Below are 13,714 nucleotides of genomic sequence, written 5' to 3'. Positions count from 1 at the left end.
GACAGCGGCGACTGGCGTCTTGTTAAGCTCGCGGTGATGCCACAAGATGGGTGCTAGTTCGGGTTGAAGCAACAAGCACAAGGCACTTTGCAACCGTGCGACAGTGCCGTTCCCGAATGCGAAAGCCTCCTACTGCCGCTTAGCGGGGAGCATCCCCGCGACTGGGATGCGGCGGCAGCCTTTTCGCTGGTGGCCTCTCGAAGGGCCGGTCTTGTGCCGTGCCTGCGAGCGGACGTTTGCGCGCCAGCGACAGGAGCGTTTTTCGAGTGAAGTGGATGCCGGTTGGCGTGACGAAAGCGCGTCCGGCACAGAGATCGGGGGCCGTCGCCAAGCGATGGCCCCCGAATGCGTGAGCCAGCATAAAAGACGGCGTTTCGGCCCGCGCTGGCGCGTCAAATCTCGGGCGCGCATTGACGCGGCTACCGTCGCCCGGCGATGATGATCGCGAGAGACACGCCGTTCCAAACTCCGCGTCCCAATGCCATCTTCAGAAAAGCGCACGCGAGCCCCGCAAAGCGAACCGAGTTCAGCCGAACTCCCACCGGTGACAGACATGGCCAAACCGCGCTCCTCCTCATCCGCACCGACTGAAGGCGCGACGCTGTTCGAAAGCGTGCCGCCGTCGCCCGCAGTGCTGGCCTCGCGTCCGCTCCCCGACCGGCTGCGACCGGCCTCGCTCGGCGACGTGATCGGGCAGGAGCATCTCCTCGGCGAAGGCGGGCCGCTGCGGCGCATCGCGGATGGCGAGGCTCCGCGCTCAATGATCTTCTGGGGACCGCCCGGCACGGGCAAAACCACCGTCGCGCGGCTCATGGCAAAGGGCGCGGGCGCGCATTTCGAGCAGATTTCGGCGATCTTTTCGGGCGTGGCGGATTTGCGCAAGGTGTTCGACGCCGCGAAGGATCGCCAGCGCTTCGGACAGGGCACGATCCTTTTCGTGGACGAGATCCACCGCTTCAACCGTTCGCAGCAGGATTCATTTCTGCCCTTCGTCGAGGACGGCACCATCATCCTGATCGGCGCGACGACCGAGAACCCGTCCTTCGAACTCAACGGCGCGCTTCTCTCCCGCGCAAAGGTGCTCGTCTTCAGGCGGCTGACGGACGACAACATCGAGCAGCTTCTCGCACGAGCGGAAAGCGTGCTGGGCAAGACGCTGCCGCTGACGCCGGACGCGCGCGGCGCGCTGATCGGCATGGCGGACGGCGACGGGCGCACCGCGCTCAACCTCACGGAAGACGTATTCGCCACGGGCCGCGATCCGTCGCATCCGATCGACACCGCCGAACTCACCGAGATCGTCCAGCGCCGCGCGCCGCTCTATGACAAGAACCGCGACGGCCATTACGACCTCATCAGCGCGCTGCACAAGGCGGTGCGCGGCTCCGACCCGGACGCGGCGCTCTACTGGTTCTGCCGCATGATCGATGGCGGGGAGACGCCGCTGTATCTCGCGCGACGCATGGTGCGCATGGCGGTGGAGGACATCGGGCTTGCCGATCCGAACGCGCTCGTGCAGGCGAACGCCGCGAAGGATGCATACGACTTCCTCGGCAGCCCCGAGGGCGAACTCGCGCTCGCGCAATGCGTCGTCTATCTCGCGACCGCGCCGAAATCGAACGCGGCATACAAGGCCTACGGCGCGGCGATGCGCTACGCGAAGGAAAGCGGATCGCTGCCGCCGCCGAAGCACATCCTCAACGCGCCGACGAAGCTCATGAAAAGCGAGGGTTACGGCGCGGGCTATGTCTACGACCACGCCACGGAAGAGGGAGTGTCCGGGCAAAACTACTTCCCGGACGGGCTCGACCGCGCCGAATTCTATCACCCCGGCGGGCGCGGCTATGAGGTGCGCATTGAGGAGCGATTGCGCGCTTGGGCGGAGGTCCGACGCGAGGTCGCGCGGCGGGGGATGGGGTAAACTCCGATGGCAGACTCGCTAACTGCAACCTTCATTAAGATGGGTTGTATTCATTCCGTGCTTCCGCTATCGATAATTTTATAGATAATTTTTAGGGCACCTCGGGTGGAGCTATGGGAAAAAAGACGTTAGTAAACAAATATTTGCGCGATTTCAAGAATATCGCCTATCCAAATCGTGTTCTGAGGCGAATGCGGGGACAGATGAGCCGACCGGTGCTCCCCCCGGTGAAGGCTGCCTCAAGGGCTCTCAATGATGTATTGCAAGAAGCGGCGTCCCGCAGTTGGCAATGGTCGGTTGTCGACGATGAGGGCGTGTTTAACCAGGCCACGCTAAGCGAGGACTGGTTCGGCACCCGCGGCGCCTGGAGCCATTTTTTGAAGGAGGGAGCAAACGACGTCGGCGAGTATCTTGAGATCGGCTCTTTCGAGGGACGATCAGCACTCTTTGCGGCATCGCTCTTTCCAAATGCGCGCCTGACCTGCATCGATCCATTCGGTGGAAGTGACGAGCACACCGCAGTTCAAGTGTCGGAATTGGAAAAGCGGTTCCTCGGCAACATCCAACCTATCTGCGACAGGGTCCGCGTTCTGAAGGGAACCTCGCTCCGCTGGCTTCCAACATTCGAAGATCAGGCCGAGAGCTTCGACGTAATCTACGTCGACGGGTGTCATTTCTATCGGCATGTGATGCTCGACTCACTTATGGCATGGCCGCTATTGAAAGTCGGAGGCATCCTGATCTGGGATGACTATATTTGGTCCTTCAAGCCCTATTCCGGAATGGTCGCCAAACCTGCGATCGAACAGTTCCTCGACATGTATCGCGGCGACTACGAAGTGATCTTCGTCACGAACCAGGTAGCGATCCGTAAGACCCGCTCAGAACTCCGGTATTTTGCCAATGATTAATAGCGCGATCCTACGGAAGCCGAAGCGCGCCATGAGTGTAGACATCTCCGTCGTGGAGGTCATACGCTGATCGGCTTGCGTCGAATCGGGCGGCGCGTCCATTCTCATGCCTCGCCGCCCTCGCCGTCTGCGGGGGTTGACGACAACGGCGCCAGCCGCTCGCAGTAAAGCGCGGCGGCTTCCTCGGGAGGCCCCCGCCGCTCGCCGATTCCGCGTATCTCGATGACGCGCACATCCCCGAACAAGCTTGCCGTCAGCACGTCGCCGCACTTGATGCAGGTCGCGGCTTTCACGACGCGCTGGCGGTTGACCCGGATGCAGCCTTCCTCGATCAGCTTCGCGGCAAGGCTGCGCGATTTCACGAACCGCGCGTGCCAGAGCCACTTGTCGAGGCGCTGCTCATCCGATGCCGTCAAGCGGTCTGATCCTCGGTCTGCTTTTCGAGGCGCTCCTTGAGTTTGCTCAGCGCTGCGAAGGGTGAATCAGGATCGACTCCGCCGGACGCTCGCTTCGGCGCGGCGCTCGCCGCGATCTGCTGTCTGCCCTGCGGACGCGGAGGCCGCGAGTCCCGATTGCGGTCGTTCGGCCGGTCGGACCGTTGATGTTGTGGCCTGTTCGGCTGGCCGCCGCTCGCGCGGCGTTCGGCATTGTCGGCGCGAGGCGCCTCGCCCGGACGTGCGCCTTGCGGGCGGTCACGGTTGCCATCGGAACGCGGCTGGCGATTGCGGTCGCCCCGTTCGCGGTTCTGATCGCGCGGCCCGCTCCGGTCCCGCGAGAAATCGCGCCGCGGCGCACGGTCGCCGATCGCCGCTGCGCCGCCCTCAGTCTGTGCGGCGGGTGCGTCCGTGCCGACGGCGATTGCCGGTTGCTGCGCAGTGTCGGAGCGCGGACGCGGCCCGCGTTCTCCCGGCTGTCGCTGACCACCGCGATCGCCCTGACCTGCGGCACCGTGGCGGCGATGCTGCGAACGGCGGTCGCCTTGCCCTTCGCCACGCTCGAATTTCGGCTTCGGACGACGGAAACGCCAGACTTCCTCAAACTCCGGCTCGGCAGGCACCGCATCGTCAGCGGCGGCGGGTTCGCTGGAGGCTGCTTCCGAAGCGGCGGAGACAGATGCGGGAGCAGCTGCGTTCGATTCTGCCACGTCCTGTGCCTCGGCGGCGGCCGCTTCCACGGCTTCCTCCTGCGCAGGCTCTACGGGTGCGGCGTCTTCATGCTCGACCTGCGAAAAGGCCTGCGGCGCACTTTCCGGCTTGATTTCGCCTTCCGTCTCGATAACCGGCGCCTCTGCGGCGGCTTCCGTCACGACAGTGCTTGATGTGCCCGTCGCAACTTCGTCCGGCGAAGCCACGCTTGTCGATGTCTGCGCGATCTCGGCGGCCGGAGCCTTTTTGATCGGTCGCCTTTCGCGGCGGAAGCCGAGCGACTCGAGGATCGCGCCCAGTTCTTCGGCCGAACAGCCCATGATGGACATCATCTCGGGCCGTATACGGAATGCTCCGCCGCCCGCCGCGCCAGCCGGTGGCTCGGCGTTAGTGTCGGTGGGCTTCCACGTCGTGAGCGGACGGACGATATCGGCGAGCCGCTCCAGCATGTCGATGCGCACGGCGCGAGGTCCGCACACCTGGAAACCAGCCGCGCGATAGAACGCCTCCGGCACCTCGGCTGTCTTCGGCACCGAGGTCAACCCCTGGCGCGGCGCATCCCCGATGGAACCCGGCGTAAGATTATGCTCCGCGCCGCTCTTCAGGAGCCAGAACAGCAACAGAAGGTCGGCGGCCGCCGGTTTCAGCAGCAGCGGGAAGTAGATGTGATGCGCGCCGAAGCGAACGCCATATTTCCGAAGCTGGGCGCGGCCGTCCTGATCGAGCGTCTTTATCTCATCAGCCACGGTGTCGCGCTTCAGAATGCCGAAATTCTCGCGCAGCCGGAACGCAATGCCTCGCGCAAGCCCTGTGATTTCCTCGGCTTTCGCGATCTCGACCAGCGGCTTGAGGCGCACCTCGATATAATGCTGAAGCCACGTCTCGACGCGCTTGCCGATATTTTCCTTGTCGATGGCAGCGAGATGCTCGTCCGAGTTGAGCGCGAAAGTCGGCTTCAGCGGATCGTCGCTTGCCGCGAGCTTGCCGATCTCCTGATTTTCCCAGACGATCCGCCCCTCGCGCGTCAGCGTGAAGCCGGTATCCGGGGCGGCGGCGAGACGATCCGCGCGGGCGGCGAGTTCGTGCACCAGCACCTTGGCGGCGGCGTTGCGCGCGGCCTTGCCGTTGATGCCGGATGTGGCTTCGAGGTCGGGCGTGAAGCAGAAGCCTTCGAGCTTGCCAACATAGTGCTTCTCGACGACGACGCGGCCATCCTTCTCGATCTCGGCGAAAAGGCTGTCCTTGTCGCGCATGCTCTTCATGAGCACGCTCGTGCGCTTGTCGACGAAGCGTTGCGTCAGCTGCTCGTGCAGGGCGTCGGAGAGCCGATCCTCGATCTCGCGCGTCTTGCCCTGCCACTGCTCGGGATCATTGAGCCACTCGGAGCGGTTCGAGACGAACGTCCACGTGCGGATATGCGCGATGCGGTTCGACAGCGTGTCGATGTCGCCGTCGGTCCGGTCGGCCTGTTCGACCTGCTGGGCGAACCAATCTTCCGGGATGTGGCCTTCGCCGGTCATGATGTGCTTGTAGAGGGTGGCGACGAGTTCGCCGTGCTGGCTCGGGCCTACCTTGCGGTAATCCGGTATCTGGCAGACATCCCAAAGCCGCTTCACCGAGCCGATACCGGACGCGAGTTCGGCGATGCGCGGATCGCTTGCGGCGAGGTCGAGAGCCTCGACGTCGTCTGCTGTGCGCACGCGCGTGAGGCGCGGATGGTCGGGCAACTGACGCAGGCTATCCTTCAGCCGGTCCACGCTGTCGAAATCGAGGCGAGTGTTGCGCCACTGGAGCAGCTTTGCCGGCTCGAAATCGTGGTTTTCGAGCTTGTTGACGACATCCTGATCGAAGGGTTCGACATCGGCGGTGACGCCGAAGGTGCCGTCGTTCAGGTGGCGACCGGCGCGACCAGCGATCTGGGCGATCTCCGCAGGAGTGAGGTCCCGGTGGTTTCGCCCGTCGAACTTGCGGGTGCCCGCAAAGGCGACATGATCCACGTCGAGATTGAGGCCCATGCCGATGGCGTCAGTCGCGACGATGAAATCCACGTCGCCATTCTGATACAGCGCGACCTGCGCGTTGCGCGTCCGGGGCGAGAGCGCGCCAAGCACCACGGCCGCGCCGCCGCGTTGGCGGCGGATCAACTCGGCGATGGCGTAGACGTCGTTCGCGGAAAACGCCACGATGGCGGAGCGGCTTTGCAGCCGCGTGATCTTCTTCTGGCCGGAGTAGGTCAGCTTCGACAGGCGCGGCCGTGCGATGAAGTTCGCGCCGGGAATGAGTTCGCGGATCGCGTCCGTCATCGTCGCGGCGCCGAGCAGCAATGTCTCGCTCGTCCCGCGCGAATGGAACAGGCGATCGGTGAAGACGTGCCCACGATCGGGATCGGCGGCAAGCTGGATTTCGTCGACGGCTAGGAAGTCCACCTCCACATCGCGCGGCATCGCCTCGACGGTGCAGACGTAATAGCGCGGGCGTTCGGGCTTGATCTTCTCTTCGCCCGTGATGAGCGCAACGTCTCGCGGACCGATCTGCGCGACAATCTTGTCATAGACTTCGCGCGCGAGAAGCCTGAGCGGCAGGCCAATCAATCCGCTTTCGTGACCGAGCATGCGCTCGATTGCGAGGTGCGTCTTGCCGGTATTCGTCGGACCCAGCACCGCCGTAACATGACGGGACTGGGATGGCTTGATGGAAGCCGTCTGCGTTGATGCGCTCATGAGCGGACTTTCTGATAAACCGCACGCTGTTGGTGATTATGTATCAGGCTTCGGCGCAAGGCGTGTGCGAAGAGGTGCGCCTGCGGCAATAAAGCGAGCCGGCCCTGATTTCGTTGGCAGCTCAGCCTATCGTCGCGAATGGTAGCCCGTGTTTGTCCCCTCTTCACTCGGCGAGTGCGTGACGCCCCCCGGCCGTTTCCACGTTGAATGTCGCTGTTACCAGGGAAGCGGTGCCTGCGGGGGTCGGCACATGCACGTAGTAGGGTACTATTAAACCTGCTTCCGGCAACGGTACAAGCCAAACTTCTATACCGGTATTTCCGGTTGCATAATCGCTTCCCCCGGCTTTGCCCAGCTTATAGCCCGCGATCGGGACATAGCGCACGTTGCAGACATAGGCCGTGCCACTGAGTTTGCCAGCCCCGGAGACGGATCGCGTCCCCTTCGGCGACAGCACGAGGTCGTAACGGATCTTGCCGTCGAAGATCGGCAGGCGCTTGTTGCAGGCGCCTTCGCCCGCGTTTTTCGCAAGCCGCGCCTGCGAAAGAAGCACAAGCGCGCTCAGCGGATCGACGACATTCTGCAAATGAGCCGCCGTGATCGGCGCATTGCGAGCGCCCGGCCGCGCGGGCGGGTTGATCAGAATGTCGCGCACCATCTTCTGCTGGAAGCGCAATTCCACCGTCTCGCCGCGATTGCCCGTCTGATAGCGGAACATGTAGCTTTGCGGGACGGGGCCGTTGGCCGTCATGAGGCCGCTACTCGATGTCACGCCCTGCCAGCTCACGCTGCCGAAGAAAACGCTGATGTTGGCGTCGGCCTGCAAGGAATACTGGCGGTTCGTGATCGACGAGCGAATGCGAAAATCGCCAATATGCGCGCCGATCCAATGGATGCGGTAGAGCGCGTTGATTGTCGAGCCGCGCACTGCTAGTCCGCCATTGCCGCCGTCGATCTTTGGCGTCAGGTCTTTCGGCTGATCGGCAGCCTTTTCGGAAGCACGGTCGGCGGAAGACTTGTCGACGGCTTTTTCCGATGGACGCGTTTCTCCCGTCTTGCCATTGCCGGAAGCGCTCGTCTGAGGCGGCCGCTTCGGCTCGGGGCCATCGGCCGACTTCGGCTGGGACGGCCGCTTTGCTTCAGGGACGTCCGCCGCTTTTGGCTGCGACTTGTCGGCCTCGGGCTTGGCATCGGACGAGGCCTCGGCTTTTTTTTCCGCCGAATGCGCGGCTTCGGATTTTTTTTCCGCGGGCTGAGGAGCTTCGGCCCTCTCAGAAGGCAGAGGAGCCTCCGGCTTTTTCTCTTCGGCTTTTTTCTCGGACGGAGCGTCCGACGCGGCGACGCTGCCTTGCGGCGTCTCCTCCGCGCGCGCCCTGGCTATGGAAACAAAGGCGAAAAACAGGAGCAAAAGGAAGACAACGGCAGCGGGACTCGCCCAATCGCTGCTAAGCAACGGTCGCTTTGCCATTAAGGAGGCTCTTCCTTTCGCAGGCATCATTTTGCCACTCCCTTTGCCGGTAGTGGCGGATTTCGTCAATTATGTGTTGCAGAAGTCTTGGCGTGGCCGAAACAAGGGTGGAGCGGGGCATAAGAAGCACCCGACACCACGATTGATAACCCCGCTAGATGAGGCGAAGCTTGCGTCTCAATCGGCATCATGATTGTCCGCCGATAAGCGCAAGCGCTGCCTTGGGGTCAAGCCGCCCGTCATAGAGCGCGCGCCCGGCAATAGCGCCCGCGATGATGGCATGGGCCGGGGACAGAAGCTTTTCGATGTCGGCGATGCCAGCCAGCCCGCCCGACGCGATCACCGGAATGTGCACGGCGCGGGCGAGTTCGGCCGTCGCTTCGAGGTTCAGGCCCGTCAGCATGCCGTCGCGCGCGATGTCGGTGTAGATGATCGCGGCGACGCCCACATCGGCAAGACGCCGGGCGAGGTCCACGGCTGAAAGATCGGACGTCTCCGCCCAGCCTTGCACCGCCACATGGCCATCCTTCGCATCGATGCCGACCGCGATCTTTCCCGGAAAGCGCGCGCAAGCTTCCTTCACAAGATGGGGATCGCGCACCGCCGCCGTGCCGAGGATCACGCGGGACACGCCCCGGTCGATCCAGTGCGCCACACCTTCCAGCGTGCGGATGCCGCCGCCGAGTTGCACCGGGATCGTGACCGCCGCCAGAATATGCGTCACAGCGTCGGCATTGACCGAGCGGCCTTCAAACGCGCCGTTCAGGTCCACCACATGCAACGCGGAAAAGCCCTGCGTCTGGAACTGCCGCGCCTGATCCGCCGGGTCGTCGTTGAACACCGTGGCCTGATCCATCAGCCCCTGTTTCAGGCGTACGCATTGCCCGTCTTTGAGATCGATAGCGGGATAGAGAATCATTCAAGTTGTCCCCAAGATTAAACCCACGTGGAACAATACCACGTGCGCAGGCTGTTTTCTTTGACCGGACGCTTCGGCTTTCCTTTAGTATCAGCCGGAGAGGCCCCGTTCAAACCGAGTTATTCGAAGAGAGTGCGATGCGCCGTTATCTCATCTGCTGCGAGTTTCACCGGGAGAGGCGCGCCATCAAGGCTGCCGACTGCATCCGCAGGCTCGCAACGGATTGGGAACACCCGATGACGGGCGTCTGGCTCATCCGCACCGATGCGACGGCGACGGAAATTCGCGCGGCGCTGATGCAGGAACTGACGTTTCGGGATCGCGTGCTTGTCTGCGAGGCAGGCGAGGAAGTGGCCGCGTTCAACACGTGCGAAGCCGGCGGCGAGAAGGTCTCGCAGATCGCCGACGCGCGGTCGAAAAGCCAGATCCTCACCGCCATCTTCAGCCGCAACGGGAAGGCGTCGCGTCACCTCAAGGCCGCCACCGCAAGAAATTTGAAATCAGCCTGAGGCCGAGCTTCTGGCTTTTCTCCGGATGGAACTGGCTGCCTGCGATGTTGTCGCGCGCAACAAGCGCCGTGATAGGTCCGCTGTAATCCGTACGCGCCACCACGTCCGCGGCGTCCGTCGGCTTGAAGTGATACGAATGCACGAAATAGGCGTGCCAGCCCTCGTCGCCGCCGGGAATGCCTTCCAGCAGCGGATGGGGGCGCGCGATGTCGAGCGTGTTCCACCCCATATGCGGGATCTTGAGGCGCGGGTCCGATGGCGCGATGAGATCCACCTCACCGCCGATCCAGCCAAGCCCCCTGTGCTCGCCATGCTCCAGCCCGCGATCCGCCAGCATCTGCATGCCGACGCAGATGCCGAAGAACGGCCGCCCGCGCTCGAACACGGCCTCTCTCAACGCCTCGATCATGCCGGGCGTTTCCGACAGCCCGCGATAACAGTCGCCGAACGCGCCGACGCCGGGTAGCACCACGCGGTCGGCGCGGCGAACGGCCTCGGGATCGGATGTCACACGGATTTCGGTGTCGAAGCCGCCTTCACGCGCCGCGCGTTCAAACGCCTTGGCCGCTGAATGCAGGTTTCCCGATTGATAGTCTACGATTGCGACGCTCATGTCAGGCTGTCGCCTCCGGCCAGGTGCCAACGGAATGCGGCGTTCGCCAGTCGCCCCGCACGGCGCCAGAAGCTCTCCCGCCGCCGACCGCCATGACAGGCGGCATCCACGCGGCGAAGAAGCGGTGCTCGCACTCCTCGCGGTCGCGTCCGGCGACGGAGGAAATGAAGGTGTAGCCCTTGCGCTGAAGCCGCCAGCGGATGAGGTCGTTGCCCTCGAAGCCGATGATGAGCGCCACCAGCAGATTGACGACCCCGGCTGTCTGGTCGCCGACGCCGAGCTGCATCAGCACCGCGTAAAGCCCGGCGGCCAGCGCCGCCACAGCGATGGCTTCGAGCCAGAGGCGGTTCCAGAGAAGCCAGAACGGGCCAAAAAGAAAGCCCCAGAACGTGAAGCCCTCCCGCACGAAGACGATGCGTTCGGAGCGCTCCTCGACATTGCCGGTGGAGTGCGGCGGCTCGTGCACGGTGTAGATGATCATGGGCGGTTCCAGCGCGACGTCACCCGCCGAGCTGCCCTTTCGTCGATGGAATTTCGCCGCGCGCGGCCTCGTCGATCAGAATGGCCTCACGCAGCGCCCGCGCCAAGCCCTTGAAGCAGCTTTCGGCGATGTGATGCGCATTCTCGCCGTAGAGCGTCTCGATGTGAAGCGTGATCCCGGCATTTTGCGCCAGCGCCTGAAAGAACTCGCGGAAAAGCTCCGTGTCCATCTGCCCGATCTTCTCGGTCGGGAATTTCACGCGCCAGATCAGGTAGGGGCGGCCGGAGATATCGAGCGCGACGCGCGTCAGCGTCTCGTCCATCGGCAGGTAGGCGTGTGCGTAGCGGCCGATGCCGCACTTGTCGCCCAGCGCCTGCGCAATCGCCTGACCGAGCGCGATGCCGACATCTTCAACCGTGTGGTGCTGGTCGACATGCAAGTCGCCCTCGGCCGAAAGCGCGATGTCGATGCGGGAGTGCTTCGAAAGCTGCTCCAGCATATGGTCGAAGAAGCCGACGCCCGTCGCTATTGAAAAAGCGCCGGTTCCGTCCAGATTTACCTCGACAGCGATCCCGGTTTCCTTCGTCTTCCGTTCGATCCGCGCTTTTCTCACAGTCTCGATCCTCTACAGGCTGCGCAAGCGAAGCCGCTTCTTGACGGTTTAAACCCGCGCGCCATATCCGCTCGATAAAGCAGGTACGACAAATGACGCATTTTGCGCAATCCCCTCACGACCCCACAGGCTGGCACGGCACCACAATTCTTACCGTTCGCAAGGGCGGCCGGGTGGTCATCGCCGGTGACGGACAGGTGTCTCTCGGCCAGACCGTTATCAAGGCCAATGCGAAAAAGGTCCGCACGCTCGGCAAGGGCAACGTGATCTCCGGCTTCGCGGGCGCGACCGCCGACGCATTCACGCTGTTCGAGCGCCTCGAATCCAAACTCGAAATGTATCCCGACCAGCTCGTGCGCGCCTGCGTCGATCTCGCGAAGGACTGGCGCACCGACCGCTATCTGCGCCGCCTCGAAGCGATGATGATCGTCGCCGACAAGAACGCGACGCTGGTCCTTACCGGCACGGGCGACGTGCTCGAACCCGAGCACGCCATCATGGGCATCGGCTCCGGCGGCAATTACGCGCTCTCCGCCGCGCGCGCGCTCCTCGATACCGACCTTTCGGCGGAGGACATCGCGCGCAAGGCCATGGCCATCGCCGCCGACATCTGCGTTTACACGAACAACAACATCATCGTCGAAAGCCTGCCGTCCAATGACTGACGCCAATTTCTCCCCGCGTGAAATCGTCTCTGAACTCGACCGCCACATCGTCGGCCAGCACGCCGCGAAGCGCGCCGTCGCCATCGCGCTGCGCAATCGCTGGCGCAGGCAGCAGCTCAAGGACGACATGCGCGAAGAGGTGCTGCCGAAGAACATCCTCATGATCGGCCCGACAGGCGTCGGCAAGACGGAGATTTCGCGCCGCCTCGCCAAGCTCGCCAACGCGCCGTTCCTGAAGGTCGAGGCCACAAAGTTCACCGAAGTCGGCTATGTCGGCCGTGACGTCGACCAGATCATCCGCGACCTCGTGGAAAGCGCGATCGGCCTCGTCCGCGAGACGAAACGCAAGGAAGTGCGCGCGAAGGCGCATCTTCTGGCGGAGGAACGCGTTTTGATGGCGCTCGTCGGGCAGCACGCCAGCCCCGCCACGAAAGATGCGTTTCGCAAGAAACTGCGCGACGGCGAACTCGACGAAAAGGAGATCGAGGTTCAGGTGGCCGATACCGGCGGCGGGGTGGGTGGCTTCGAGATCCCCGGCATGCCCGGCTCGTCCATCAGCATGATGAACCTCAACGACGTGCTCGGCAAAGCGTTCGGCCAGCGCACCAAGACGCGCCGCCTATCCGTGCGCGATTCCTACGAGGTGCTTATCAACGACGAGAGCGACAAGCTGCTCGACAACGAGGCGGTGGTTCAGGACGCCATCACGGCGGTTGAGGAAAACGGCATCGTCTTTCTCGACGAGATCGACAAGATCACCGCGCGCTCGGAGCGGCTCGGCGCCGATGTCAGCCGCGAGGGCGTGCAGCGCGACCTGTTGCCGCTGATCGAGGGAACGACTGTCAGCACGAAATACGGCCCGGTGAAAACCGACCACATCCTGTTCATCGCATCGGGCGCGTTCCACGTGGCGAAACCGTCCGACATGTTGCCGGAGCTTCAGGGCCGTCTGCCGATCCGCGTCGAGCTTCAGGCGCTGACGGGCGACGATTTCCGCCGCATCCTGCGCGAGCCGAAATCGAGCCTCATCAAGCAATCCATCGCGCTGATGGCAACCGAGGGCGTGGAACTTGAGTTCAGCGAAGACGCCATCGACGCCATCGCCGATGTGGCGGTGGAAGTAAACGCGAACGTCGAAAACATAGGCGCGCGCCGTCTTTCAACTGTCATGGAACGTGTGCTGGATGAAATCAGCTTCGAGGCCGCCGACAAGGCGCGCACGAAGTTCGTTATCGACTCGGCGTATGTTAAGACGCAGGTGGGCGATCTCGCGAAGAACGCGGACCTTTCGAAGTTCATTTTGTAGCGTTTGCGCGAGAAGAGCGTGATCAAGTCTTGTCCAAGGCCAAAATAACATGCGTGCGCGGATGCGCTAAAGGGAGACGCCGCAATGACAAACCTTACGCCCGAGGGCGAGCGCCTCGTCGCCGCCATCGCCGACCGCTATCAGATCGCCATCGACTCCGTGAAGATCATGTTTGACGCCGTCATTCGCGGCGGCGGAAGCATGGCACAGTTCAACCTCTCCGAGTTTGGCGGCGGCGGCCAGTGGATGCGCGGCGGCATGACCATGGTTGGCGACATGTTCAACAACTCGGCGAAGATCACGGTCGACAACCTCTGCAACGACTTGTCGAACCTGATGTCGCAGCCGGGCATCTTCGCGCCCCAGCCACAGCAGCCCTACGCCAACCAGAATTATTCGAATCAGCAGCAACAGTCGGGCGGCTACGGGCAGTCGCAATATCA

12 protein-coding genes and 1 pseudogene are annotated in these 13,714 nt (G+C 63.2%); 6 read left to right on the top strand and 7 right to left on the bottom strand.

Annotated features, from left to right (window positions below; genetic code table 11):
• The first annotated feature begins 553 nt into the window (after nucleotides 1-553).
• On the top strand, nucleotides 554-1,921 hold the full coding sequence (locus tag T281_RS07205) for a replication-associated recombination protein A (RefSeq protein ID WP_037236501.1): 1,368 nt from the start codon (nucleotides 554-556) through the stop codon (nucleotides 1,919-1,921).
• Nucleotides 1,922-2,034: 113 nt separating this feature from the next.
• Nucleotides 2,035-2,832, top strand: coding sequence for a class I SAM-dependent methyltransferase (locus tag T281_RS17575; RefSeq protein ID WP_052037215.1), 798 nt, complete (start codon nucleotides 2,035-2,037; stop codon nucleotides 2,830-2,832).
• Nucleotides 2,833-2,936: 104 nt separating this feature from the next.
• On the opposite strand, the gene T281_RS07195 is transcribed toward T281_RS17575, so the two are convergent.
• The 4 genes from T281_RS07195 to hisA all read right to left on the bottom strand — a co-directional run bounded on the left by T281_RS07195 (nucleotide 2,937) and on the right by hisA (nucleotide 9,084).
• On the bottom strand, nucleotides 2,937-3,248 hold the full coding sequence (locus tag T281_RS07195) for an RNA-binding S4 domain-containing protein (RefSeq protein ID WP_037236498.1): 312 nt from the start codon (nucleotides 3,246-3,248) through the stop codon (nucleotides 2,937-2,939).
• Nucleotides 3,245-6,697, bottom strand: a complete 3,453-nt coding sequence (locus T281_RS07190) for a helicase-related protein (RefSeq protein WP_037236495.1) — start codon at nucleotides 6,695-6,697, stop codon at nucleotides 3,245-3,247. The genes T281_RS07195 and T281_RS07190 overlap by 4 nt, the downstream gene beginning before the upstream one ends.
• 163 nt (nucleotides 6,698-6,860) lie before the next feature.
• Nucleotides 6,861-8,165 carry a DUF3108 domain-containing protein gene (locus tag T281_RS17570; RefSeq protein ID WP_162173133.1) on the bottom strand — a complete coding sequence of 435 codons (1,305 nt, stop codon included), beginning with the start codon at nucleotides 8,163-8,165 and terminating at the stop codon, nucleotides 6,861-6,863.
• Nucleotides 8,166-8,352: 187 nt separating this feature from the next.
• Complete coding sequence (gene hisA / locus T281_RS07180; RefSeq protein ID WP_037236492.1) at nucleotides 8,353-9,084, bottom strand: 1-(5-phosphoribosyl)-5-[(5-phosphoribosylamino)methylideneamino]imidazole-4-carboxamide isomerase; 732 nt, start codon at nucleotides 9,082-9,084, stop codon at nucleotides 8,353-8,355.
• 137 nt (nucleotides 9,085-9,221) lie between these two features.
• On the opposite strand from hisA, the gene T281_RS07175 reads away from it, so the two are divergent.
• A complete protein-coding gene (locus T281_RS07175) occupies nucleotides 9,222-9,593 on the top strand; it encodes a hypothetical protein (protein WP_037236489.1) in 372 nt (123 codons plus the stop codon).
• Here the strand turns inward: T281_RS07175 and hisH are convergent.
• Genes hisH through hisB form a run of 3 tightly spaced genes read right to left on the bottom strand, consistent with a single transcriptional unit; the run spans nucleotide 9,556 to nucleotide 11,300 of the window.
• Nucleotides 9,556-10,206 carry an imidazole glycerol phosphate synthase subunit HisH gene (gene hisH, locus T281_RS07170; protein WP_037236479.1) on the bottom strand — a complete coding sequence of 217 codons (651 nt, stop codon included), beginning with the start codon at nucleotides 10,204-10,206 and terminating at the stop codon, nucleotides 9,556-9,558. The genes T281_RS07175 and hisH overlap by 38 nt on opposite strands.
• 1 nt (nucleotide 10,207) lies before the next feature.
• Nucleotides 10,208-10,687 carry a DUF2628 domain-containing protein gene (locus T281_RS07165; protein ID WP_037236476.1) on the bottom strand — a complete coding sequence of 160 codons (480 nt, stop codon included), beginning with the start codon at nucleotides 10,685-10,687 and terminating at the stop codon, nucleotides 10,208-10,210.
• 19 nt (nucleotides 10,688-10,706) lie between these two features.
• Nucleotides 10,707-11,300: an imidazoleglycerol-phosphate dehydratase HisB gene (hisB, locus tag T281_RS07160; RefSeq protein WP_037236473.1), complete on the bottom strand. Its 594-nt coding sequence runs from the start codon at nucleotides 11,298-11,300 to the stop codon at nucleotides 10,707-10,709.
• Nucleotides 11,301-11,392: 92 nt separating this feature from the next.
• Here hisB and hslV point away from each other — a divergent pair, with 92 nt between their 5' ends.
• The 3 genes and pseudogenes from hslV to T281_RS07145 form a co-directional block, all read left to right on the top strand.
• Nucleotides 11,393-11,965, top strand: a complete 573-nt coding sequence (gene hslV, locus T281_RS07155; protein ID WP_013419633.1) for an ATP-dependent protease subunit HslV — start codon at nucleotides 11,393-11,395, stop codon at nucleotides 11,963-11,965.
• Nucleotides 11,958-13,271, top strand: coding sequence for an ATP-dependent protease ATPase subunit HslU (hslU, locus tag T281_RS07150; protein ID WP_037236471.1), 1,314 nt, complete (start codon nucleotides 11,958-11,960; stop codon nucleotides 13,269-13,271). The genes hslV and hslU overlap by 8 nt, the downstream gene beginning before the upstream one ends.
• Nucleotides 13,272-13,355: 84 nt before the next feature.
• Nucleotides 13,356-13,714, top strand: a pseudogene (locus tag T281_RS07145) (SHOCT domain-containing protein); the annotation flags it as partial.

It is taken from the genome of Rhodomicrobium udaipurense JA643 (genome assembly GCF_000636015.1).
In the GTDB taxonomy this organism is placed as follows: domain Bacteria; phylum Pseudomonadota; class Alphaproteobacteria; order Rhizobiales; family Rhodomicrobiaceae; genus Rhodomicrobium; species Rhodomicrobium udaipurense.
The sequence above is the reverse complement of the archived record's forward strand: the minus strand, read 5'-3'. Positions and strand labels throughout refer to the sequence as shown.

Excerpts from the sequence above, each read along its gene's own strand:
- T281_RS07205 (WP_037236501.1), top strand. The coding sequence starts at position 554 with ATGGCCAAACCGCGCTCCTCCTCATCCGCACCGACTGAAGGCGCGACG.
- T281_RS17575 (WP_052037215.1), top strand. The coding sequence starts at position 2,035 with ATGGGAAAAAAGACGTTAGTAAACAAATATTTGCGCGATTTCAAGAAT.
- T281_RS07190 (WP_037236495.1), bottom strand. The coding sequence starts at position 6,697 with ATGAGCGCATCAACGCAGACGGCTTCCATCAAGCCATCCCAGTCCCGT.
- T281_RS17570 (WP_162173133.1), bottom strand. The coding sequence starts at position 8,165 with ATGGCAAAGCGACCGTTGCTTAGCAGCGATTGGGCGAGTCCCGCTGCC.
- hisA (WP_037236492.1), bottom strand. The coding sequence starts at position 9,084 with ATGATTCTCTATCCCGCTATCGATCTCAAAGACGGGCAATGCGTACGC.
- T281_RS07175 (WP_037236489.1), top strand. The coding sequence starts at position 9,222 with ATGCGCCGTTATCTCATCTGCTGCGAGTTTCACCGGGAGAGGCGCGCC.
- hisH (WP_037236479.1), bottom strand. The coding sequence starts at position 10,206 with ATGAGCGTCGCAATCGTAGACTATCAATCGGGAAACCTGCATTCAGCG.
- T281_RS07165 (WP_037236476.1), bottom strand. The coding sequence starts at position 10,687 with ATGATCATCTACACCGTGCACGAGCCGCCGCACTCCACCGGCAATGTC.
- hslV (WP_013419633.1), top strand. The coding sequence starts at position 11,393 with ATGACGCATTTTGCGCAATCCCCTCACGACCCCACAGGCTGGCACGGC.
- hslU (WP_037236471.1), top strand. The coding sequence starts at position 11,958 with ATGACTGACGCCAATTTCTCCCCGCGTGAAATCGTCTCTGAACTCGAC.